This window comes from Caproicibacter fermentans, assembly GCF_009746625.1.
Classification (GTDB): Bacteria; Bacillota; Clostridia; order Oscillospirales; family Acutalibacteraceae; genus Caproicibacter; species Caproicibacter fermentans.
In genome coordinates this window covers 1-20,369 of the sequence record NZ_VWXL01000083.1, presented here as the reverse complement: position 1 = coordinate 20,369, position 20,369 = coordinate 1, and the positions used below count along the sequence as shown (strand labels likewise).

At 44.8% G+C, this 20,369-nt stretch carries 23 protein-coding genes and 1 pseudogene; 12 read left to right on the top strand and 12 right to left on the bottom strand.

All coding sequences use genetic code 11. The features are described 5' to 3' along the window. The first annotated feature begins 716 nt into the window (after nt 1–716). From CAFE_RS14245 to CAFE_RS14235, 3 genes are all read left to right on the top strand, one after another. Nucleotides 717–1,259, top strand: coding sequence for an RNA polymerase sigma factor (locus CAFE_RS14245; protein ID WP_066644343.1), 543 nt, complete (start codon nt 717–719; stop codon nt 1,257–1,259). A gap of 15 nt (nt 1,260–1,274) precedes the next feature. Continuing rightward, nucleotides 1,275–1,685 carry a phage holin family protein gene (locus CAFE_RS14240; RefSeq protein WP_066644340.1) on the top strand — a complete coding sequence of 137 codons (411 nt, stop codon included), beginning with the start codon at nt 1,275–1,277 and terminating at the stop codon, nt 1,683–1,685. Between the two features lie 89 nt (nt 1,686–1,774). Further along, nucleotides 1,775–2,698, top strand: a complete 924-nt coding sequence (locus CAFE_RS14235) for a DUF1906 domain-containing protein (RefSeq protein WP_066644337.1) — start codon at nt 1,775–1,777, stop codon at nt 2,696–2,698. 114 nt (nt 2,699–2,812) lie between these two features. Here CAFE_RS14235 and CAFE_RS14230 read toward each other — a convergent pair whose 3' ends face one another. Continuing rightward, nucleotides 2,813–3,718: a hypothetical protein gene (locus tag CAFE_RS14230; RefSeq protein WP_156990997.1), complete on the bottom strand. Its 906-nt coding sequence runs from the start codon at nt 3,716–3,718 to the stop codon at nt 2,813–2,815. Nucleotides 3,719–3,854: 136 nt separating this feature from the next. On the opposite strand from CAFE_RS14230, the gene CAFE_RS14225 reads away from it, so the two are divergent. Further along, a complete protein-coding gene (locus tag CAFE_RS14225) occupies nt 3,855–4,520 on the top strand; it encodes a hypothetical protein (protein WP_066644299.1) in 666 nt (221 codons plus the stop codon). Nucleotides 4,521–4,638: 118 nt separating this feature from the next. On the opposite strand, the gene CAFE_RS14220 is transcribed toward CAFE_RS14225, so the two are convergent. The 5 genes from CAFE_RS14220 to CAFE_RS14200 all read right to left on the bottom strand — a co-directional run bounded on the left by CAFE_RS14220 (nt 4,639) and on the right by CAFE_RS14200 (nt 8,177). After that, nucleotides 4,639–5,247, bottom strand: coding sequence for a DUF5050 domain-containing protein (locus tag CAFE_RS14220; RefSeq protein ID WP_156990996.1), 609 nt, complete (start codon nt 5,245–5,247; stop codon nt 4,639–4,641). A gap of 54 nt (nt 5,248–5,301) precedes the next feature. Beyond that, nucleotides 5,302–5,736, bottom strand: coding sequence for a hypothetical protein (locus CAFE_RS14215; RefSeq protein ID WP_139104036.1), 435 nt, complete (start codon nt 5,734–5,736; stop codon nt 5,302–5,304). A gap of 71 nt (nt 5,737–5,807) precedes the next feature. Next, nucleotides 5,808–6,575, bottom strand: coding sequence for a DUF4367 domain-containing protein (locus CAFE_RS14210; RefSeq protein ID WP_066644295.1), 768 nt, complete (start codon nt 6,573–6,575; stop codon nt 5,808–5,810). Continuing rightward, nucleotides 6,568–7,137 carry an RNA polymerase sigma factor gene (locus CAFE_RS14205; RefSeq protein ID WP_156990995.1) on the bottom strand — a complete coding sequence of 190 codons (570 nt, stop codon included), beginning with the start codon at nt 7,135–7,137 and terminating at the stop codon, nt 6,568–6,570. Before CAFE_RS14205 ends, CAFE_RS14210 begins: the two co-directional genes overlap by 8 nt. Before the next feature lie 92 nt (nt 7,138–7,229). After that, nucleotides 7,230–8,177, bottom strand: coding sequence for a DUF6076 domain-containing protein (locus CAFE_RS14200; RefSeq protein WP_156990994.1), 948 nt, complete (start codon nt 8,175–8,177; stop codon nt 7,230–7,232). Between the two features lie 154 nt (nt 8,178–8,331). Between CAFE_RS14200 and CAFE_RS14195 the strand changes: the two genes are divergently transcribed. The 5 genes from CAFE_RS14195 to CAFE_RS14175 all read left to right on the top strand — a co-directional run bounded on the left by CAFE_RS14195 (nt 8,332) and on the right by CAFE_RS14175 (nt 12,455). Next, the gene (locus CAFE_RS14195; protein ID WP_066644285.1) at nt 8,332–8,670 is read left to right on the top strand and encodes a hypothetical protein; all 339 of its coding nucleotides are present in this window, start codon (nt 8,332–8,334) and stop codon (nt 8,668–8,670) included. A gap of 123 nt (nt 8,671–8,793) precedes the next feature. Further along, nucleotides 8,794–9,099 (top strand): plasmid mobilization protein, encoded by a 306-nt coding sequence (locus CAFE_RS14190; RefSeq protein ID WP_156990993.1) that lies wholly within the window; start codon nt 8,794–8,796, stop codon nt 9,097–9,099. Nucleotides 9,100–9,102: 3 nt separating this feature from the next. Next, entirely contained in the window at nt 9,103–10,485 is a 1,383-nt protein-coding gene (locus CAFE_RS14185; protein WP_156990992.1) for a relaxase/mobilization nuclease domain-containing protein, read from the top strand. Nucleotides 10,486–10,497: 12 nt separating this feature from the next. After that, a complete protein-coding gene (locus CAFE_RS14180; RefSeq protein WP_066644282.1) occupies nt 10,498–10,743 on the top strand; it encodes a transposon-encoded TnpW family protein in 246 nt (81 codons plus the stop codon). Nucleotides 10,744–10,826: 83 nt separating this feature from the next. Next, on the top strand, nt 10,827–12,455 hold the full coding sequence (locus CAFE_RS14175; RefSeq protein ID WP_066644278.1) for a recombinase family protein: 1,629 nt from the start codon (nt 10,827–10,829) through the stop codon (nt 12,453–12,455). Between the two features lie 128 nt (nt 12,456–12,583). Here CAFE_RS14175 and CAFE_RS14170 read toward each other — a convergent pair whose 3' ends face one another. From CAFE_RS14170 to CAFE_RS14155, 4 genes and pseudogenes are all read right to left on the bottom strand, one after another. After that, nucleotides 12,584–13,006, bottom strand: a complete 423-nt coding sequence (locus CAFE_RS14170; RefSeq protein WP_066644276.1) for a MarR family winged helix-turn-helix transcriptional regulator — start codon at nt 13,004–13,006, stop codon at nt 12,584–12,586. 12 nt (nt 13,007–13,018) lie between these two features. After that, nucleotides 13,019–15,280, bottom strand: coding sequence for an ATP-binding cassette domain-containing protein (locus CAFE_RS14165; RefSeq protein ID WP_066644274.1), 2,262 nt, complete (start codon nt 15,278–15,280; stop codon nt 13,019–13,021). A gap of 363 nt (nt 15,281–15,643) precedes the next feature. Further along, nucleotides 15,644–17,056 (bottom strand): annotated as a pseudogene (locus tag CAFE_RS14160) (relaxase/mobilization nuclease domain-containing protein). Between the two features lie 68 nt (nt 17,057–17,124). Next, nucleotides 17,125–17,418 (bottom strand): CD1845 family protein, encoded by a 294-nt coding sequence (locus CAFE_RS14155; RefSeq protein WP_066644439.1) that lies wholly within the window; start codon nt 17,416–17,418, stop codon nt 17,125–17,127. Between the two features lie 187 nt (nt 17,419–17,605). Here CAFE_RS14155 and CAFE_RS14150 point away from each other — a divergent pair, with 187 nt between their 5' ends. Beyond that, on the top strand, nt 17,606–18,229 hold the full coding sequence (locus CAFE_RS14150; RefSeq protein ID WP_066644268.1) for a hypothetical protein: 624 nt from the start codon (nt 17,606–17,608) through the stop codon (nt 18,227–18,229). Between the two features lie 47 nt (nt 18,230–18,276). Then, nucleotides 18,277–19,077 (top strand): hypothetical protein, encoded by an 801-nt coding sequence (locus CAFE_RS14145; RefSeq protein WP_156990991.1) that lies wholly within the window; start codon nt 18,277–18,279, stop codon nt 19,075–19,077. A gap of 49 nt (nt 19,078–19,126) precedes the next feature. On the opposite strand, the gene CAFE_RS14140 is transcribed toward CAFE_RS14145, so the two are convergent. Both CAFE_RS14140 and CAFE_RS14135 read right to left on the bottom strand, forming a co-directional pair. Beyond that, complete coding sequence (locus tag CAFE_RS14140) at nt 19,127–19,474, bottom strand: plasmid mobilization protein (RefSeq protein WP_330594020.1); 348 nt, start codon at nt 19,472–19,474, stop codon at nt 19,127–19,129. Next, nucleotides 19,471–19,659, bottom strand: a complete 189-nt coding sequence (locus CAFE_RS14135) for a DUF4316 domain-containing protein (protein WP_066649694.1) — start codon at nt 19,657–19,659, stop codon at nt 19,471–19,473. The genes CAFE_RS14140 and CAFE_RS14135 overlap by 4 nt, the downstream gene beginning before the upstream one ends. A gap of 83 nt (nt 19,660–19,742) precedes the next feature. Between CAFE_RS14135 and CAFE_RS14130 the strand changes: the two genes are divergently transcribed. After that, nucleotides 19,743–20,195 (top strand): DUF6650 family protein, encoded by a 453-nt coding sequence (locus tag CAFE_RS14130; RefSeq protein ID WP_066649696.1) that lies wholly within the window; start codon nt 19,743–19,745, stop codon nt 20,193–20,195. Nucleotides 20,196–20,369: the final 174 nt, after the last annotated feature.

Below are 20,369 nucleotides of genomic sequence, written 5' to 3'. Positions count from 1 at the left end.
TCATATTCCTGTTTGGTATCAGCTTAAACGCTATGACCGGCTGCGTCTATGGGAGCCTGTTGCGCGGGGAGTGGTTGTCCTCTCGTACCGTTCCATTCCCTTAGTGTAATTATACTAGGGCGCACTTATTACGCCCCCTGCAATTTCATTTTTGAAAAAAATAGCAGCGGCTTTGATTTTATTTCAAAACCGCTGCTTGGCTCTACTTATGCAATTACAGCACAACGAAACATCTGCCATAAAGGTGGAACGTCATAAGGAAGTGTAAGAACACAATTTGCAACTGTCAAAAATCGAAAAGGAAAGCCTATTATTTATGGCGATTTACCGTTCCCATCATCATGCAGAATGCAGATGATGGGAATTTTTTATACTCAATTAGACCATAGTTTCACGTATTCCTGCTTACTGAGGCAATGAAAAAGTTATATCAACAACAATCGACATTATTCGACTGTTGCACATTAGCTTTGTTGCTGTCTTTATATGTGAATGAAAATATTGATTCGTCACGAGCATTAATCCAATGATATCTGAATTTAAAACTACAGATATCTAAATTTATCACTTTGCCAAACGAGATGTGCGGAAAGCGTGGTTTTATGACTGCGTTTTCCGCCTTTTAAGCGGGTGACCAAGAATGATGAAAAATTAATTAGAAGCGTTTACAAATATTGGAATTCCACCTCTTTATCAGTTGAAAGGTGGGATATCCAATGACTGCGGATTTGATTACTCAATCCCATAGCGGTGACGCTGATGCTACCATTGCTCTGATCAATAAATTCAACCCGTTGATAAAGAAATATGCTTATCAGCTGCATGAGGATGACGCTTACGATGATCTCCTGGTCGATTTTGTTCAACTAATTCATGACATTGACCTTGAAAAAATACATAATCAGTGCGATGGGTGCCTGGTGTCGTATATCGGCAGAGCAATGAAATGTGCCTTTATTAAGAAGTCCAAGCAAAAAAAGTCATTGCAAGATATCGTTTTAGCCTCGGAACTAGAGGATGATCAAATTTACCATATTGAATCTTTATTGTCCCAAAGGGATAGCTATTTTGAACAAGAATTGCCCGGTATCGAATCCATTTTGACAAAACCGGAAGCTTCAGTAATACGAATGATCTATATCAATGGTCATTCGGCTTGTGAAGCTGCACAACGACTTGGCACTTCCAGACAAGCTGTCAACCAGATGAAAAACCGTGCGCTCAAGAAGTTGAAAATGCAGCTAATGGACAAGCCTTGAGCGGAGGTGATGACAATGGAAAAGGTTTTAGACGACTATAAAATTGCTCTCGCCTGTATGGGCGGCGTTCTGGGATGGTTGTTTGGTGGCTTTGATTCTCTGATTTACGCGCTGATCGCATTTGTTGCACTTGATTATGTCACGGGGGTTTTGTTGGCCATCCGAGAAAAGAAAGTCTCCAGTGAAATCGGATTTCACGGCATATGCAAAAAAGTCATGATTTTTGTACTTGTCACACTGGGACATGTGATCGACCAATATGTTATCGGCTCAGGCAGTTCTCTTCGTACAATGCTGATCATGTTTTACTTATCCAATGAAGGAATCAGCATCATAGAAAATGCAAGTGAGATGGGCATCCCGATCCCCGATAAGCTAAAAGATGTTTTACAGCAGCTCAGTAAAAAAAATGATGAAAAAAAGTAAACCTTCATTTTAAGGGTTTACTTTTTCTTTGCCAGCCTCTCCTTAATAAATAGACTTGCAAGTCAAAAATTTATAAAGAGGATTTTATTATGGCTACATTATCAGGAACAGTGAGTAAACTTTCATCCGGAGCGAGAGGGGCAGATACGGCTACAAAGCTAACCGCAACATCTGCAGCAAAACTTAAAAACGCGGGATGCGCATTTGCAATACGATATGTCTCTCGATCCACACCGGAACCCAGTGGCGATCTCACGAACAGCGAGGCAATCAACATTTTAAACGCCGGATTGGCGTTGATGGTGGTTCAGCATGTGAGAAATTCGGGTTGGTCTCCTTCCGCTTCTCTCGGTTCAAGCGACGGCGCCGCCTGCGTCACAAACTGCAAGAGTGTCGGGCTCCTCACAGGGTCATCGGTGTGGTGTGATCTGGAAGGAGTCAGCACCTCCGCCAACGCGCAAAGTATCATTGACTACTGCAACAACTGGGAAAAAGCTGTTACAAACGCGGGTTATAAAGCGGGGCTTTATGTGGGAGCAAACTGTGGTCTAACAGGGCATCAGTTATATCTGAATCTTACATTTAAGTATTATTGGAAATCCATGAGTAATGTTCCATCGGTGGAAAACACGGGTTATCAGATGGTACAGTCTGCAACGAAGGAAATATCATGGACGGAAAACGGAAAAACAGTTACGTTGGAGTACGATCCAGATACTGTACAGACCGATGGACACGGGAATACTCCATACGCGCTGGTTCCAGGCAACGCTTCTTTTACTTGTGACACTCATTCGACGGTCACCATTCAGCGTGGAAAGAAATACACTGCGCGAATCACCTGCTCGCAATATCCTAAAGTAATTGCCGGTACAGGTGGCATTGTCTCGATTAGCATGGCAAGCCAGTCTGGAAATGACTATTATTTTGCTTTTACTGGAACGCAAGCGGGCTCTACCGGAATCTACATCAATAACAGCAGTTCAGCGGTTTTCGTTTGCAAAGTTGTCTAATATATCGCTGAACTCAACAAAGTCTGGACATCAAATTTGCCCAGACTTTGTTTTTTCATGCAATAACAGGGCAGAGAATGTATGCGTTTTTTCCTTCTACGCCGTTCACACCTTTCATTTGGCTTTCATAGCCACTGCGATTTTTAAGGCCGTCATGGGGTCCCGACCGCTGATTTGATACACAGTTTGATTGTCCTGCCATTGGACGGTTGTATCTTCGGATGTATTCCAATTGGAAATTTTAATTACGCCGATTTTCTGCGGAGCGGGCAACATGTTTTTATCCAGATACGTGACGATATCTTTAGCCAATTGTCTACTGTCCGGATAATCTTTGGTTTGAAAGGTTGAATCACTGGGAAAGTCAAGGTAAATATACCAGCGTCCTTCATTCCAAAGTAACTGTTGATGACCTAACCCTGCCTGTTCAGCAGCCTTGATACGATGGCCCAAATCCACAAATTCATCATAGTCGGCGGCGTTGATCTGTACATAATCCGAAATGCTTGCTTTGGCGCTGGCAGTGCCTTTGTACTTGATTCCTTCCAGTGTCGCGATAAGCGTTCCTTTAGAAACCGACGGCGAATTGATTTTCGCGGTTTTGGTTGTTTCATAAAAGTTGACTTTGTAATTCAACGTTTGAGAAACCGTGGTCGCCGTTAAATATCGGTTCTTTTCCACTGGAATGTTTGTCGGCAGCATTAGAGGAACCTTCGTATTCAAGGCACCGCTGATTTGTTTTAATACATCCTCCTGTTGGGTTGAAGGAGTGCTTTCAGCCTTTGAGCTCGGATTTTCAGACGATGTGCTCGAAACATCTGTTGGAGCACTGCCTACGGCTTGAGAACTGGGATCTGATGATGTTGGCGCAGGAGAAGACGATTCCTGTATCATCAGTGAAGGAGTACTGCTATCTGAACTTGGACTGGAACTGTTCCCTGAATTCGTTGAATTGCACGCAACTACCGAAAAAGGAATAGCTAAACAAAATATTAAAGCAACTAATTTTTGATGTTTCATATATTAGTCTCCTCATCAATGTTTACGTTTGTAAAACAAACTTCTCTTTTATAAAGTGTAGGATGTGAATTCACAAAACCGATTTTTACTGGTCGACAAGTAAAAATCACAATTAAAATTTGAAAGGAAGATTTTTATGTCTTACAAATCTGTTATTGATTCATTCCACGTAGAAACAAATGCGAAGTATCAACCGACATCATCCGCAACGTATTGCAATATTTTCGCACAGGATGTCATGCGGGCGATGAAAGAACCACTCCCTTCTGGCACGTGCAGCACGATGCTGAGGGCCCTTCAGGCAAATAAATACCCAAACTGGAAGCCAGTATCAGCTAATGTAGCGCAAAGCCGCGCTAATGCGGGTTATGGAACAATCGGTATTACCAGTGACCATATAGTCGTTATCTATCCTCACGGTAATACCGCGAGTAGCGTTTCTGATCTCTATATGTCTATGGCCGGGTATAAGTGTTTCAATGATACGCGTATCACATATGCTTGGAAATCCTCAGTTCTTTCCACGGTCAAATTCTATTCCTATTACTCAGCGGATAACGTTTCTTTTACTTGTGATACTCATTCCACAGTAACCATCAAAAAAGGCAATAAGTATCAAGCACGTATTACCTGTTCGCAGTATCCGACGGTCGTAGCTGGCACAGGCGGCATTGTTTCAATTAGCCTTGCAAGCCAGTCGGGAGATAACTATTACTTTGCTTTCACCGGAATTAATACCGGGTCTACTGGAATCTATATCAACAAGAGTTCCACAGTCGTTTTTGTCTGCAAAGTTGTTTGAGAAAAATAGCGGCAAAAACAGAAAGGGAGCTTGGGCAATCGCCTAAGCCCCTTTTCTCTGTTCTTGTGGGTACCTGCCTCACATAATTTTTCAGCTTGACTTTGGAATTCCAACCATATCATGAGTTCTTGATCAACGTAATCTTGTTTTTATTCAGATCTAATTTATAGCAATGAATGAAATTGGAAGAATTTTCGCCCTGTTCTTTCAGTTGAGTTAATGTGTAAAGAATATAACCATCTTTATACTCTGCAACGATTTTGGAATTTGCACTTAATGCGTCCATCGAATCCGTATCGCATACTTTTGATTTTTCAGAACCGTCCAGTCTGACTCTTTCAATTGTGCTCAAATCGGCGAGATAATACACCCATTCTCCTGCAACACACGGTGCCAGCACCGTGTCATCTACAATGATTTTATCTTCCGTTCCGTCTTCCTTTTTGATATGAAGCTTATAGCTGTCCTTATTGGTAGTATATGCGACCCATTTGCTGTTATCTTTGGTTTTTGAAGATGTGTTTTCTAGAATTGCATTTTCGGAGCTAGCAGGTTGGCTGGAACTCGATTCAAGGACTTTGCTTTGTGCAGATGATGAAGGTTCGGAAGATTGAACGTTAGATGTTGAGCTGTTATCAGAATTGACTGCACCACTTGGTGCACTGCAGCCCGTTACTAATACCAACAGCGCAGATAAACAAATAAATACTAAATTTCTGGATTTCATTAAAAATACCCCCTGCGTATTTTTTATGGCATGTTCGTACCATATTGGAATTGTTCAATAAGTTGCTGTAGAAGAATATGCGGTTTGGGTTTCCAGCAAAGCACCCGAGGCGCTATAAACTTTGGCGGTACAGCTTACCCGATATTTACCGCTGCTCACATAATATGAGTTGACAATTCTGGCCGGTGTGTTTCCACGGGCGGATATGGACCAGCCCTTTACATTCGACCATCCTCCATTTGCATACCTTTGAAGCTGAACCGACAATACTACTGTATTTGATCTGTTATAAAGTGTGGCGCTTCCCGTACAGTTCGCTTTACCTGACGAATTGATGGATAATCCCGCATTCAGGGCTGAGATATTAACATAATCCAAGTGAATTTGGTTTGAGCTGTTTCCAACAGCGGATTGATTCGCGGCAAAGGCCGGCAAAGACATAGATACCGCTAATACGAGCGACAAGATTACACTGACAAACCTTTTCATAACAAACTTCTCTCCTTCGTTTTATTCTACCGTTTTAATAAGACAACAAAGAGACAATTGTGCAACAGCATTTATTGAATAAATTTTACGTTTTGTGCAATTTTCATTGTTCTAGCCTCATTCTCGGTAGATTGTATGGTGAAAATATTACGGTCCATTTTCCAAACAATTGTTGTCAACGAATTCTTTATGATTAAAGTACCCTTATTTCCGTTCACAGAAACTGTTTTTACTACAGCAGCATTTTCTGTATCAACCTGCAAATTATTGGATGAGTCATATTCTGTAAAATACACGTAGGCGTTTTTATTTTTGGGGTTACTGTAGGTAATCTCTTTCAGCGGTTCCGTATAGGTAAGACTATCAACTTCATATCCCACCGGGATGTATGTCGGCAAATAAGTGTTCGTCCAGTTGACCGTCAGCTTTTCACCGTTTGACCCGGCTGCGTTGTCTTTAATCTGGAAAGAAGTATATTCCGACTGGATATCAATTAGAAAATTCATCACTTTGACCCGAAATGCCTGTGCGGTTACCATAGCCGTGGAAAATGTGAGGATCAGTACGAGGAAGAAGATCGCCGCCTTATTGATGATGCTGTGAAAAATCCGTTTTCTTTTCGGCGCGTTGCTTTTCTTTCTGTATGTTGCCAGCTTCTGTTCAAACCTTTTAATTACTTCGGCGGATGGCTGGTTTGATGAGTCGCCCTGCAGCGCAGCTTTTTTTCCCAGCAGTAATTTTCCTTCCTTCTCCGCAGCGCTGTACATGACCAGGCGGAAAAGGCTGTCTTCATATTCCTCATACAGTTTTTCCCGAACATCAGTGTTAAGACTAGCCATTTCGGTTTTCCCCCTGTTCCATCAGCTTTTTCGCAGCTCGTCTGGCCCTTGTCAGATATTCCCGGACACTGCTCGGGTTTATTGATAGATCTTCCGCAATCTCGGAGTCGGTTTTCTCAAGTATGTATTTGAAATACAAAATGTCTTTTTCCCGGTCCGGAAGCTTTAGCACCGCGTCCGACAAAGATTCCAACTCTTCGCGGTGAAAATACGATTCTTCCAAAGTGTCTTCTGGAATCATCAATTCGTCTGATACGTCGGCTTCCTCTCCGTAAAATGTGTGCTTTTGCTGAACATCCCGATGCTTGATGAAGTTGATTGCCACACTCTTAGCAGTATAGACAACATAGGTGGCGGTTTTGCAACAATCAAATGTACGAAGCAAGGGGATTTTTTCGATCAGCTTGATAAAGGTATCTTCTACCAGATCATCAATATCGTTTTCGCAGCGCATCACTTTATAAACCGTGCTGCGGACAAGTGCGTAATAATCCTGATACAGATTCAGCATAAATGCTTTATCATCGTCATCTTCTATTGCGGCCATTATTATCGATATCATTGCATCAACTCCTCATAGTTTTTTTTAAGAAATTCTTATGAGTTCATTTTAGCAGAATTATTCTGTTTTGTGAAATTTAAGGTCAGTTGGTTCTATTCCAGCCACTCTTTAAATTCCTCCAGCGAAATCTTCCCATTGGCGCACTGTTCCCGCATTTTCCTCGCCTGTTCCGACCATTCGTAAAAGGCTTCCTGCGTGATTTTTCCGTACTTGATCCATGCAAATCGCTTCTTGTAGGCTTTGCTGTACGCCTTGAATGCCGGATTTTCCGCCTTTTTCTTTTCCCAAACCCGCAGCGCGCCGATTTCCTTGCAGGTGCGTCCAGCGCTGTCAAACGGCCTGTCGCAGTATTCCGTATTAATGTGCCCGGTCAGAGGAAAGTACTTCCCGCAGTTTTTGCAGACGCGGAACGACAGTTCCCGCATGATGCATTCCCGGATAAAGTAGTCGATAATCTCGTAAATATCTTTGGGGTACAGCACTTCGGTAAAGGTTTTCCGGTCAACCCGTTCAAAGCGCACGGCCAGCGGCTGAAAAGGGAATATCGCAAGGCTGTTCGCGCTTTTCCCTTCATAATAATCCGCCATCTTTTTCTGAACCGACTCTTTGGGTGACAGAACGTCCAGAACGTTTTCCCATAGGCGCTTCACTTGATCCTGTATGGTAACGATCTCGGACGGGATGTGCGTCAGTTTTTTGTAGGGCAGCAGATCAATCACGTTTTCAAATTTCTTATCTTCCGCCTGTTCAAGACGGTCCAGCCAGTCAAGGCGGACAAGTTCAAAATAAATGTGCTTCTTTGCGACAGCGTCCAGTCCCTTGCGGATTTCATCGGCAAGCCGCGCGTCCTTTTCCGAATACAGTTGACGGAGATCGGCTCCCATTTTCTCAAACAGATTTCCGTATGACGTAATATCCAGATACAACAAATCCATCAGGCTTTGCGAAAACGCAAAGCCCTTTTTCATTGCTTTCTGTCCGTTCTCATATTCAAAATATTCCTTTTCCCCGGATATGTAAACCTTAAAGCTATATGCCATTCCTGTCACCTCAATATAGATTATGGACTTATTGTAAATATATTATACATAGGTATTGACAAGAATGCAAGACGGGATTAAGATACTATTGTAGACTACAGAATATATTTATTGTAATAGTCTATTAGCAGCCAAGGAAGGAGGCTTCTGAAAATTGAATAGCATATCCGGGAAGAGATACAAAAGCCTTGCAAACAGTTACGCTAAGACCCCGCGAGGGCGAGCGAGCCAGTCCGAAAGGATTGATACCTGCAAGGCCGGGCAATACGCGGCGGCTTCCGCGGAGCGGGGCGTCAGGCGCAGGAACGATAACCGGATATACGCAGAAAAAGGCCGCAAAACCACGGCAATGGCTTTGCGGTCCGGAAGAAAAGGAATTCACTTTATCACCAGTATAGCAGCGGAGCTGGGGAAACGCAGGCCTTTCCCGTGCGGAAAACGAAAAGGCGTTGCGAAAACCGGGAGCCGCGCGATACTACCCCCGAAGGGGTAGGCCAGCATATTGTTTGTATTGACGGGGCGCTGCCCCGCAATCCAAACATGCTGGCCGGGGCCGCCAACCCCCGGACCCCCGAAGGACGTTCCCCTAACCCCTAAAGGGGAGAAAGGAAAGCGAATGCGCAAGGAAAAAATGTTTGCTATGCGGATGAGCCTGCCAGATTACGAACGCATCCGCCGCAAGGCGGAACAGGCGGACATGAGCATGACGGGGTTCCTCACCTCGTCGGCGTTAGGGAAATCCATCGTAGTGGTAGACGGGTTGGACAAGGCTACCGCCGAGCTGAAAGCCATCGGGCGCAATTTGAACCAGATCACGACCCTGTGCAACATGGGGAAAATCCGATGTCCCGACCTGAACAAAGTGCAGCAGGGCTTCGGTGCGGTTTTCGATTCCCTGTACGACCTGATGGACCGGGGCTGATCAATGGCGATTGTTTACGCGGTCAAGGAGAAAACACAGAGCAAAACAGCCATGTCCAAAGTCATGCGGTATGTGTCGCAGGACAAAAAAACCATGTTCGAGGACGAGCAGAGAAACACAATCAAGCTGGTTTCAGGGCAGAACTGCTGCGGAGCGACCGCCTTTCAGGAGTTCATGGCAACCAAGCGCCGGTATCAGAAAGAAAAAGGCGTGTATTTCTATCAGTACGTGCAGTCCTTCAAACCGGGAACACCAGTCACACCGCAGGAAATCCATCAGATGGGTGTGGAGCTTGCGAAATATTTTGACGGCTACGAGGTCCAGATCGCCACGCACATCGACCGCGACCACTGGCACAACCATCTGGTGGTGAATTCGGTAAGCTGTGAAACCGGCCTGAAATTGCAGTTCAACGAAAAGAATCTGGAGCAGTTCCGTACCCTCTCCGACCAAATCTGTCAGGCGCATGGGCTGGAAGTGTTAAAGCCGTATCGGAAACCGGAACACAGGCCGATGCTTGCGGGCGAATACCGGGCGGCGGCGCGGGGCAGCAGCTTCAAATTTCGGCTGATGGCGGCAATCGATCAGGCCATGAAGCAAAGCCGCACCAGAGCCGATTTCATCGCTTGTATGGAACGGATGGGCTACAAGGTGAAATGGGAGCCGCATTACAAATACATCACCTACACGACCCCCGAGGGTCAGCGGTGCAGGGACAACCGGCTCCATGAACAGAAATATCTCAAATCGGAAATGGAGGAATATTTCAATGCCGGACTTCGAGAAACTCAAGCAGCTCAATCAACCGGAGAGCGCCTTGCCCGAACCGCCAAAGCAGACGGTCACGGTGCCGTATCTGCCGCAGGTCAGCGCGATTCCGACCGACCAGTGGAACACCATGCTGAAGGGCCAGCAGACGACCGTACAGCGACTTCAGGATCTGTCGGCCTACGTCGCGGTTCTGCCGAGTGTGGACGACGTGAACAAAATGATGGAGAACTATTACCAGAACGTTTACTATCAGCAGACCGAGAATTTGAAGGATACGGTCCGGCAGGAGAGCCGGACGATTACGGAATCGGTGAATACGGGGATGGAGAAGACGAGGAATACGACGGACCAGACGATGCGGAATACTCTGTACCAATGGGAGACAAAGCTGGTGCACCGGGATATGTCCCCGCTCAAAATCAAGACGAAATGGGCGGGAATCGGGGCGTTCCTCTTGGCGATGTTCTTGCTCTTGCTAAAGCTGTTGAAGATCTGGTGAATCCGTATGACCCGCAGCAGGAGCGAAAAAAGCCGAAACCTATTCATAAAAAACGGCACAAACGGAAGAAAAAACAGGTTCTTTCCGAAGACGAGGAACAGGGACTGAGCATGTAAAGGGGGAGTTTTGTGAAGTTCAATCATCAAAAGTTTGACTGGAAATGGCTTTTCGGACGCTTGAAATTTGCCCTGACCGACCGCAGCGGCGGGTGGAATGTGCCGCCTTCTCCGCCCCGAAAGCCGTTCCGGGAAATGAGGATTGGCGGCACGACCTACCGGATATCTTCTTTTTTCAAAACGGACGGCGGCAACGTGTTGGACAGAATTTCGCGCCTGATTGAAAAAGAAGCGGAAAAATCGGCGAATGGTCAGTAGATTGATGAGCCGGATGGGAGTATACTGTCCTTATAGATAATAGGCTCTTATCCGGTTTGACTGACAGAGAAACGGAGGGAAAAATGGCCATTCAGTCAAATCAGTTGGATGCGCTGTACTGCCGCCTCAGCCGCGACGATGAGCTTCAGGGGGAAAGCAACAGCATCCAAAACCAGAAGAAGATGCTCAAAAAATATGCGGACGACCATGGATTTACCAACTCTCGATTTTTCGTTGACGATGGAGTGAGCGGCACGACGTTCGACCGTCCTGGTTTCAAGGAAATGCTTGCTGAGATCGAAAAAGGAAACGTCCGCACAGTGATTACCAAAGACCTGTCCCGCCTCGGACGCGACTATCTGAGAACGGGAGAATATGTGGAAATCATCTTTCCACGGTATGACGTGCGGTACATTGCCATCAATGACGACGTGGACACCGACAAGGAAAACAACGAGTTCATGCCTCTAAAAAATTTATTTAACGAGTGGCACGCCAGAGACACCAGCAAGAAAATCCGCGCGGTCAACAAGGCGAAGGCGGAACGCGGGGAACGTCTTGCGACGAGAGCCCCCTACGGCTACCGCAAGGATTCGGACAATCCCAAGCAATTCGTTCCCGATGAAGTGACCGCGCCGGTTGTCAAGCGGATCTTCGACCTTTGCGCGTCGGGGATTGGCCCTACGCAGATTGCCAATCAGCTAAAGCGGGAACAGATAATGACTCCCAATGTGTATGAATTCCATCGTTCGGGGATGCGTTTTCCCCTTACTAATCTTGACGCGCCGTATAACTGGCGGGGCGATACCGTCGCTAAGATTCTGGAAAACGCGACCTATCTGGGATACACGGTCAACTGTAAATCGCGTCGGAAATCCTACAAGGACAAGCGGAAACTCAATGTCCCGAAGGAACAGCACCTTGTATTCAAAGGTACGCAGGAAGCGATTATCGACCTTGACACATGGGAGATCGTTCAACGGGTCCGGGAAGGGAAACGCAGGCCGACGCGCATGGGAACCATGGACAAATTCTCGGGATTGGTATTCTGCGCCGACTGCGGAAGCCGTCATTACTGCATCCGTGCCACCACGATGACGAGCGAACAAATCAACTATATTTGCGGAACCAGCCGCAAAAAGGGGAAGGAAGCCTGTACTACGCATTTCATCCGTGCCGCCGTTTTGGAACAGCTTGTGCTGGACGACATCCGCAGGGTAACGCGGTTCGCCAAGTCGCACGAGCAGGAATTCGTTCAAATGCTGATGGACAAAAGCGCCGCCGAATCCAGACGGGAACTGAATTCCAAGCGCAGAGAACTGGAAAAAGCAAAGCGCAGAATTGAGGAACTGGATCGGATTTTCCGGAAACTATACGAGGATAGGATCAATGGCATACTGACTGACCAAAGGTTTGAATCACTCTCACAGGGCTACGAGCAGGAGCAAAAAGAACTGACTGCCAAAACGGAGCAGTTGGAGCGGGAGATTCAGGAGAGCGGGGAGAAAGCCGTTCATGTGGATCGTTTCCTTGCCATTGTCCACAAGTATACGGATATTCGGGAACTGACTCCCGAATTACTCCGGGAATTCATCCAGCGGATTGAAGTCCACGAGCGAAGCGTCTACCGCAGCCCGAAAGCCACACAGCAGGTTGATATTTACTACAATTTCGTCGGGATGCTTCCGGAAGCGCCCGAAACAGAAGAATAGCGCGGAAACCGCATGGTTTCTGCGCTATCTGGAACATAAGGAAGGAACTTCCTTATTACGCCCCGCCTAACTACGGTTTTTTTTATTTACCGTAGGGCAGATACTTTCTTGTATTCTACTAAGTATGTCTATTGCTTTTCTGCGTATAAACTCGTAATCCTTTTGCACATCATCGAAAAAGCGTGGACTTCTTCTTCTGTCAATGCTTCTTCAATTAGATTCATAATTTCATTTCCAAAATCTTCAACACGATTCAAAAACGCTTTCCCCTCTTTGGTAAGCACAATATTATAAGAGCGGCGGTCATTCATCTGCCTTTCTTGAATAATATACTTTTTTTCCAGCAAACGCTTTGTTACTTTTGAAATACCAGATTGCGAAATACCTCTCATTTCAGCAAGTTCTTTTGTGGTTTTTGCCCCATGCTTATTCAATGTGTCGAGTATATAGTATTGTGCCGTTGAAACGCCCTCAACATTGAACCGATTTGAATCTGATACAATCATGCATTGAAAAGGAACATAACTTTCCTCTAATTCTTTTATAGCCATTAAGCCAACCTCCTATTTTTTATCAATGTATTTTTTCAGGTGCTTTCCAGTTAAAGAATCTGGACAGTTGATTAAATCTTTAGGTAATCCTGTAAACATAATTTTACCACCATTCTGTCCTGCATAGGGGCCTATGTCGATAATCCAATCTGCTTGACAGATAATATCCAAATTATGTTCTATAACAATAAGTGTGGAATTTTGTTCTACAAGGCGATTCATTACATTAATCAACTGTTTTATATCAGCCATATGCAAACCTGTTGACGGTTCGTCCAAAACATAAATCTGACCCCTATTTTCAAGTTCGGAAGCAAGTTTAATTCGCTGTAATTCTCCACCCGAAAGCGTGCTTAATGGTTGTCCCAAAGAAACATAAGTGATACCAACGTCTGAAAGCCGTTTTAGTACCGCTACGATTTCTTTTTCCTGAAAAAATTCTAAAGCTTCTGTAACCGTCATTTTAAGAACATCGGCAATACTTTTTCCTCTTAGCTGATAGGCAAGCACTTCGTCCGTATAACGGTTTCCGTGACATTCCTCACAGACCGTAACAATTGTATCCATAAACGCCAAATCTGTATAAGTAACTCCTAGACCTTTGCAGGCAGGGCAAGCACCTTGTGAATTGAAACTGAATAGGGATGCGCTTACACCGTTCCTTTTTGCAAATAATTTTCTGATAATGTCAAAGATACCTGTAAAGGTAGCAATGTTGGAACGCTTTGACGCTTGAATTCCTTTCTGGTCAATAAAAACAGTTTCAGGATACAGCCGTGGCAATACTCCATTAATTAGCGTACTTTTTCCTGAACCGGCAACCCCGGTTACAACAGTCATTACTCCTTTGGGTATATTAACCGAAAGATTTTTCAAATTATGCATGGTTGCATTTTGAATAGAAAGCCAACCTTTCGGGGCGCGCGTATCTGGTTTTATTTTCGGGCTGTACGATAAATACTTTCCTGTGAGTGTACCCGCTGCTTTCAAACCTTGTAAATTCCCTTGATATACAACTTTACCCCCATCGGTTCCCGCACCCGGCCCCATGTCGATAATATGGTCTGCAATTTTTATCATGTCCGGGTCATGCTCTACAATCAGAACAGTGTTCCCCTTGTCACGCAACAACCTCATAAGTTCGTTAATCTTGCTTATGTCATGAGGGTGAAGCCCTATACTCGGTTCGTCAAAAATGTAAGTAAGGTCAGTCAAGCTGCTGCCAAGTTGGCTAACCATTTTAATTCTTTGAGACTCCCCGCCTGAAAGTGTAGATGTTTCTCTGCTTAAGTTTAAATAGCCTAGCCCAATAGATACCATGTGCTGAATCCGATTAACAAGTTCCGAAACAATTGTAGCGGCTATAGGAGCATGAACGGATTGAACAAAGTCCAAAAGCTCATTAATTTGCATATCTGAACATTCCGCGATATTTTTACCGTTTACTTTACAAGACAACACTTTATCATTTAAACGTGTTCCGTGACAGTGAGGACAGTCCTGTTTTACAACAAATCGTTCGATTTCATTTCCATATCTGACTTTTTCACCATCTTCTTTTTTTAAAAAACTCCGCTCAATGCGTGGAATTAGTCCCTCATACAAGGAGGTTTTATGCCATTCGGGTGTTGGATTTTTAACCTTAATTCCATCAGCGTAAAGTAACAGCTCCAATTCCTCGGCAGAGTAGTCTTTCAATTTTTTATTGTTATCAAAAAAGCTTGAATGAATATAGCGGGTTAATCGCCAACCGCCAGGTTCAAAAGTTGGAAATTGGATAGCTCCCTCATTTAAGGATTTATTTTTATCTAACAGTCTTTCAATATCAATGGTTTCAATTTTTCCTAAGCCCTCGCAATGTTCGCACATTCCAGCTGGGTTGTTGAATGAAAATACATCGGAATAACCTACAAATGGTTCCCCAATTCGGGAAAACAATAAACGTAATACAGAATAAATATCTGTAATTGTCCCAACCGTTGATCGGGCATTGCCCCCTAATCGTTTTTGATTGATAATAAAGGCTACGGACAAATTTTCGATACTGTCCACATCGGGCTTTCCGTAATGTGGCATACGGTGACGGATAAAGCTGGTGTAGGTTTCATTTAATTGTCTTTGCGATTCTGCCGCTATTGTATCAAATACCAAAGATGATTTTCCTGAACCGGAAACACCTGTAAAAACCGTAATTTCTTTTTTGGGTATCAGAACGTTTATGTTTTTTAGATTTCGTTCCCTTGCACCTGATACCTGAATATATTTATCAGACATACTTTTACCTCGCTATTTTTATATGACACTGTTAATATATGAGTGGGTTAACTATATTTTATCACGTTCTTTTTTATATTGCAATGATAAGAGCAAAATTTTTCTTGACATCACAGAAATGTACAAAAGTGAGTAGGCAATTATAGCAGGGGGAAACCCGCCGTTTTCTTGCGTTTATCAGCAAGTTTCCCATGAATGCTAACCGGCAAGCAATGCGAATGTCAATACATTCGCAGATTTTTGCATTTTGCCCTCCGGCCAAAACGCAAAAAATAATGCTTGTTGGGGCCAGCCCCAAACCCTTGCCACTTCGGGCCAACTTGGCCCGAAGTGGGCGCTCCGCGCTTTTGTTGCGTCATGTCGCTACCTCTCCATTTCCTTATTTTTTTGTGCGTCCGTCAGACCGAGCAAATGGTCAATATTTGCTTTCGCCGTGATAAGCTCCTGCATGTCTTTTCTAACCGCCCGGTATTCACCGTAGGTGGCTTTTTTCTTTGCCGTCAGCTTTTGATATTCGGTTTTCAGCGCGTCCATCTTCGGGAGCTTCGCCCCGGATAACAAGCGCCGGAAAGTGTCCTGCGCCGCCCGGTACAATGTAATATCAGCCTCATGCTCCGCAAGGTATTTCTTGCTGTACTTTGCGGCCTTGTACCCATCGAACACAGACCGGGTTTTAGCGTAATCCACCACCGCTGCCTTTAGCTCTGTATTGACTTTCATAGCGGCCTCGGTGGATTTTATGCTGTCGGAAAGGGTGTGGAAACGGTCTGCGGCCTGCGCCGTCCTTTCCGCAAGCTGCTCATATTCCAGCAGATCGTTTTCCTGCAAATATTGAAGCGTAGCCGCCATTTGTTTCAGGTTGAACACCTTGGCCCAACGCTCATAGGCCGGGCCTTTTCCGACCCTCATGCGGGTTGAATATCTATTATCAGGTTGACCTTACGCGTTGGTTTGCTCCGGCTCTCCGGCAAGACGGCGCGGCCCTCAATGATAGCCTGTATATCCTCCTGCCCGTAACCTTCGCCAAGCGTGGAGGCCCGGAGCCGGGTAAACCGTTCCTGCTCCTCGGCCCGGAAGCTGATAGCGCCGCCGCGTCCCTGTTTTACTTCGTAGCCGGCAGCGGCCATAGCCTGTAAGAAAGCGGCCATGTCCGGCGGCTTTTCGGCAAGGCCAGCGTCGATCTGCGTCTTTAGTTTTTCCTGCCAGGACAACGGTTTTCCGTCGCCAAGCCACTCACCATAATGCTTGTATTGACCTTTACTGCGGAGCTTCGGATGCTCGATATAGGACAGGCCGTTTTCGAGGCAAACTCGGTCTGAAAGCCGCCGCAGGGCAAAAGACGAGTTCCAGAAATTGCGGAATTTTCTTGTACAGTCAAGAGACGTGGAATTAAAATAAACGTGATTGTGGATATGCTTACGGTCAATGTGCGTGGCGACAAAAAAGGCGTGTTTGCCCTTCGTCAAGCATGGCCGTTTCATAGCCTACCCGGTTGGCATCCTCCGGCGTGATTTCACCGGGGAGGAACGCCTGCCGGATTTGATAGCATAAAATATCCGCATCCTTTTTCTGCTCCCGGCCCGTGATAGATTTGTACTGCGCTTTTGAAAGCAGAAACTCCGCGTCGGCGGTTTCCGGTTCACACTGGTAAGCGGAGAGCCATTCGCCATGCTCTGTTTTATCCGGGTTTTGCCCGTAGTCGAAACGGTCAGCGAGGGATTGCGCAATGGTTTCTCCCTTGCTGATATGGTGTGTGATCAGGCGCGTGGTTGCCATGCGTAACCCCCTTCTTTTATGAGAAACGGCGGCTAAGCAAGCCGCCGTTTCTCACGTTAATTGTATTGTCAACTCAAGATGAAATCCCGCAGAGCATGGTTCAGCCCGTACAGCTTGCTAATCAGCCATTCCGCAATGGCCGGTATCCCCACAGGGGAAGCAAGAAAAGCAAGAAAAAGGAACACGCCGCCCCCAACCCACTCCCGCTGAAATATCATGACGGCAATTCCGAAAAGGGCCATAAGGCCGGATACAAGGCTCAGGATTTTTTCAGACAGGACAAACAGGAAAATGAACATCGCTACAGCGATTGTCAGAAAGACCGCGAATGGCGCGGCAATGATTTTAAGTATGATCCTCATAAAAGCAACCCCTTTCATTGTTTGGTTCTACCTATATTTTACCATCCAAAAAGGGGGACAACAATGTTGTCGAGACTTTGCGAATCTTGTCCCGGCACTTCGGGCCAACTTGGCCCGAAGTGAGTTCTTGTTTATTATTGATTGAGTTCATGCTATGATAAAAATAAAATGTTTGGAGTGATAGTCTATGACTTCTGAATTCAATCAACAATGGCAGAAAATGCTTAAATCTATTGGTGCCAGAAGTATGCCATGGCGTGTTACCGGTGGAAATGAGTGGATTTCCTATAATCAAGTTGATGAAAATGATTACTATGTCCAAATTTTTTTGCATGGGTCTTTTGATGACTATAAGCGCCAAAAAGATGCTGTAGTTGCTTTCTTTTTTGAGCAGGGCAGTCAATTAGTTGATGAGACGCAAGTAAAGGATATAGCGTTTGGATATTGGAAGGAGTTGCGATTTGTGGACAAGAGCAAAGTTGAACAACAGAAGCAAGCGTACATACCGCAAATTGGCAGTATATATGCCCCCGGTGCAATTATAAATTTTGGCAACATGTCAGCATCAACAATTTCCATAGATAATTCTGTTCACGAGATTGAAAAATTGATTGAGGAAAAAGGTGATGACGATAAGGCAGAACTGTACGCTATACTGGAAGAAACAAAAGCAATCGTTAGAGAAAGTATTGATAAGAAGCAGCTTATTAGTAAGCCCGGTTTCATTGAACGGTTAACAACTCACCTCTCTAAACATGGTTGGTTTTATGGTGCTATCCTTCAATTGTTAGGTACAGCCTTTTTGTTATAAAGATATTTGATGTTGAACTACCATGAAAACTACAAGGAGGCAGCAAAGTGTGCGACCATGATGCAGATCAAGATAATGCCGACTTTAATTTTAACAAGTTTTGGGGGCCAGATGGATACCGTTCAAGGGTTGTATTTGAACGAGGCTCCGATATGTATTGTGTGTATTGCGGTGATGTAGCCGATACACGGGAACACTGTCCATCTAAAGTATTTTTATCAAAGCCATATCCTGACGATTTGCCTGTTGTGCCAGCCTGCCAAAAATGCAATAATGGTTTTTCAAAGGATGAACTCTACACTAAAGCGTTTATAGAATACTACCAAAATTATTGCTATTATACCACAATAAGCGTTTCAGAAAAACGCAAAGAGGTTCGTGAGGCGAAACAAAAATTTGCCGAATGTGTTGAAAGCAACAAGATAGTTTATGACGAGAGAATAGGGGAAATACTCATTAAGCTATCAATATGTCACGCAGCCTATGAACTTACCGAAGCGTATCATGAGGATGACAGGTCAGGGATGCCGGAGTATGTATCATATACGTTTCGTCCAAACATGACACAGGAGGAAATTGACGCGTCCGATGACTTTATTCCTATAAATGACTGTGTACTTCCTATCATCGGCTCGAGAGTTTTCAACAAGATATATGTATTCGGGCCTGCGCTATCAGCGGTCGAAAGTGATGACATGTTTGTGACCCAACAAGCGGTGATGGACTGGACAGATGTTCAGGATAACCATTACCGGTATGTGTGTTGGCTTGACAGTCAACACATAAATGTTAAATTGGTTATCAATGAGTTTTTGTACGCGATGGTAGTGTTCAACCTTGAACAGTAAAAATATGCTGTGTAAAAGAGAGCGTGGTATCCGCTATCTCTTTATGCCTTTACAATGCCATGACCGCCGCAAGCTGTTTGAGCACATCGGATACCCGGCCCCACAGCTCCGCGTAATCTTTTTGTAAAGCCGCAATTTCCGACGGATACACGCCGTAAGTGTTCGCGTGAATTGCCACCTGATTCAGATTATTGGAGCACCGGCGTTGCAGGGAAACAAGCTCCCGAACGGGCGCAAGATCAACATTCAGGACGTACCCGTTCAGCGCCATTTTGCGAATGTAAGCGCTCAGGTTTTGCGTCCCCGCGTCCTCCATGCGGCGTTGGATCGTATCGTATTCGTCTTGGCTGACCCACACATACAGGGGAACGCCGCGCTTACGTTTTGGTGCGCTCACCGTTCCAGTTCCCGGCTCCGCTTGCGACGTGGCGGTTCCTTCACCTTATCCAACGGCTTGATTTCTGGCACAGGCACAGACGGAGGAACGGGCAAGGCCGTATTGTTAGGTATGCCGTCGATCATGTTGCAGTTCTGTTCCGTGGAAAGCTCTGCATTTTTCAGATAGTTATTCTTATCAAGCATGGTAAAATTCCTTTCTTTTATATTGGTGGCTGATATAATTCAAATGTACGAATTTTACAGTCAATTAGAGGCAGGGATAACATATGAGGATTAGAATTACAGGCCTTGATACTCCTGTCGGTGGAGTGTCTTGGGAATATACTGAAAATGCGAAAAAAGGCATTCAAGAGCTATATTATTTTCTTGAAGCAAAGCGGATTTTAACCAATCCGGCTGAAATGGAAATAGAAAATTGGTGCGCAAAATCGGCTATTGAAATTAGAAATAAATTGACTGAACTCTTACCCAAATACGACTTTAACGGTGAGACTATTACCTGTTTTCGTACAATGATTGATTCCTGTAATTCTTTTTTAGACGATATGGGATGTGTAACCCGCCCAGGAATAATTTATAAAAATGGCAATGGGGATTGGGAAGACATAAACTTCTCAAAAGCAATGAAGAAATTTCGTAAGAGTTTTAGAGATAACATCAGAATCTTATCGGAAGCCTACCAAATAGAATTTAAAAATGATATCCCTGAAAAATTTTGAGTATTAAGGGGGTGTTGCAAAATGAAAATTTTGCAACACCCCCGTTCATGTTGAAAAGTGATCTAAATACGAAGCTTTTGTTGAAAACTTTGCGAGATAAATCGTCGAAATAGGAATAGCAATGCTAAGCTCCGCCGTAAAGCGAAGCTGAAAAATCAATCATTTTCTGTTTTT

Excerpts from the sequence above, each read along its gene's own strand:
- CAFE_RS14245 (WP_066644343.1), top strand. The coding sequence starts at position 717 with ATGACTGCGGATTTGATTACTCAATCCCATAGCGGTGACGCTGATGCT.
- CAFE_RS14240 (WP_066644340.1), top strand. The coding sequence starts at position 1,275 with ATGGAAAAGGTTTTAGACGACTATAAAATTGCTCTCGCCTGTATGGGC.
- CAFE_RS14235 (WP_066644337.1), top strand. The coding sequence starts at position 1,775 with ATGGCTACATTATCAGGAACAGTGAGTAAACTTTCATCCGGAGCGAGA.
- CAFE_RS14230 (WP_156990997.1), bottom strand. The coding sequence starts at position 3,718 with ATGAAACATCAAAAATTAGTTGCTTTAATATTTTGTTTAGCTATTCCT.
- CAFE_RS14225 (WP_066644299.1), top strand. The coding sequence starts at position 3,855 with ATGTCTTACAAATCTGTTATTGATTCATTCCACGTAGAAACAAATGCG.
- CAFE_RS14220 (WP_156990996.1), bottom strand. The coding sequence starts at position 5,247 with ATGAAATCCAGAAATTTAGTATTTATTTGTTTATCTGCGCTGTTGGTA.
- CAFE_RS14215 (WP_139104036.1), bottom strand. The coding sequence starts at position 5,736 with ATGAAAAGGTTTGTCAGTGTAATCTTGTCGCTCGTATTAGCGGTATCT.
- CAFE_RS14210 (WP_066644295.1), bottom strand. The coding sequence starts at position 6,575 with ATGGCTAGTCTTAACACTGATGTTCGGGAAAAACTGTATGAGGAATAT.
- CAFE_RS14205 (WP_156990995.1), bottom strand. The coding sequence starts at position 7,137 with ATGATATCGATAATAATGGCCGCAATAGAAGATGACGATGATAAAGCA.
- CAFE_RS14200 (WP_156990994.1), bottom strand. The coding sequence starts at position 8,177 with ATGGCATATAGCTTTAAGGTTTACATATCCGGGGAAAAGGAATATTTT.
- CAFE_RS14190 (WP_156990993.1), top strand. The coding sequence starts at position 8,794 with ATGCGCAAGGAAAAAATGTTTGCTATGCGGATGAGCCTGCCAGATTAC.
- CAFE_RS14185 (WP_156990992.1), top strand. The coding sequence starts at position 9,103 with ATGGCGATTGTTTACGCGGTCAAGGAGAAAACACAGAGCAAAACAGCC.
- CAFE_RS14175 (WP_066644278.1), top strand. The coding sequence starts at position 10,827 with ATGGCCATTCAGTCAAATCAGTTGGATGCGCTGTACTGCCGCCTCAGC.
- CAFE_RS14170 (WP_066644276.1), bottom strand. The coding sequence starts at position 13,006 with ATGGCTATAAAAGAATTAGAGGAAAGTTATGTTCCTTTTCAATGCATG.
- CAFE_RS14165 (WP_066644274.1), bottom strand. The coding sequence starts at position 15,280 with ATGTCTGATAAATATATTCAGGTATCAGGTGCAAGGGAACGAAATCTA.
- CAFE_RS14155 (WP_066644439.1), bottom strand. The coding sequence starts at position 17,418 with ATGAGGATCATACTTAAAATCATTGCCGCGCCATTCGCGGTCTTTCTG.
- CAFE_RS14150 (WP_066644268.1), top strand. The coding sequence starts at position 17,606 with ATGACTTCTGAATTCAATCAACAATGGCAGAAAATGCTTAAATCTATT.
- CAFE_RS14135 (WP_066649694.1), bottom strand. The coding sequence starts at position 19,659 with ATGCTTGATAAGAATAACTATCTGAAAAATGCAGAGCTTTCCACGGAA.
- CAFE_RS14130 (WP_066649696.1), top strand. The coding sequence starts at position 19,743 with ATGAGGATTAGAATTACAGGCCTTGATACTCCTGTCGGTGGAGTGTCT.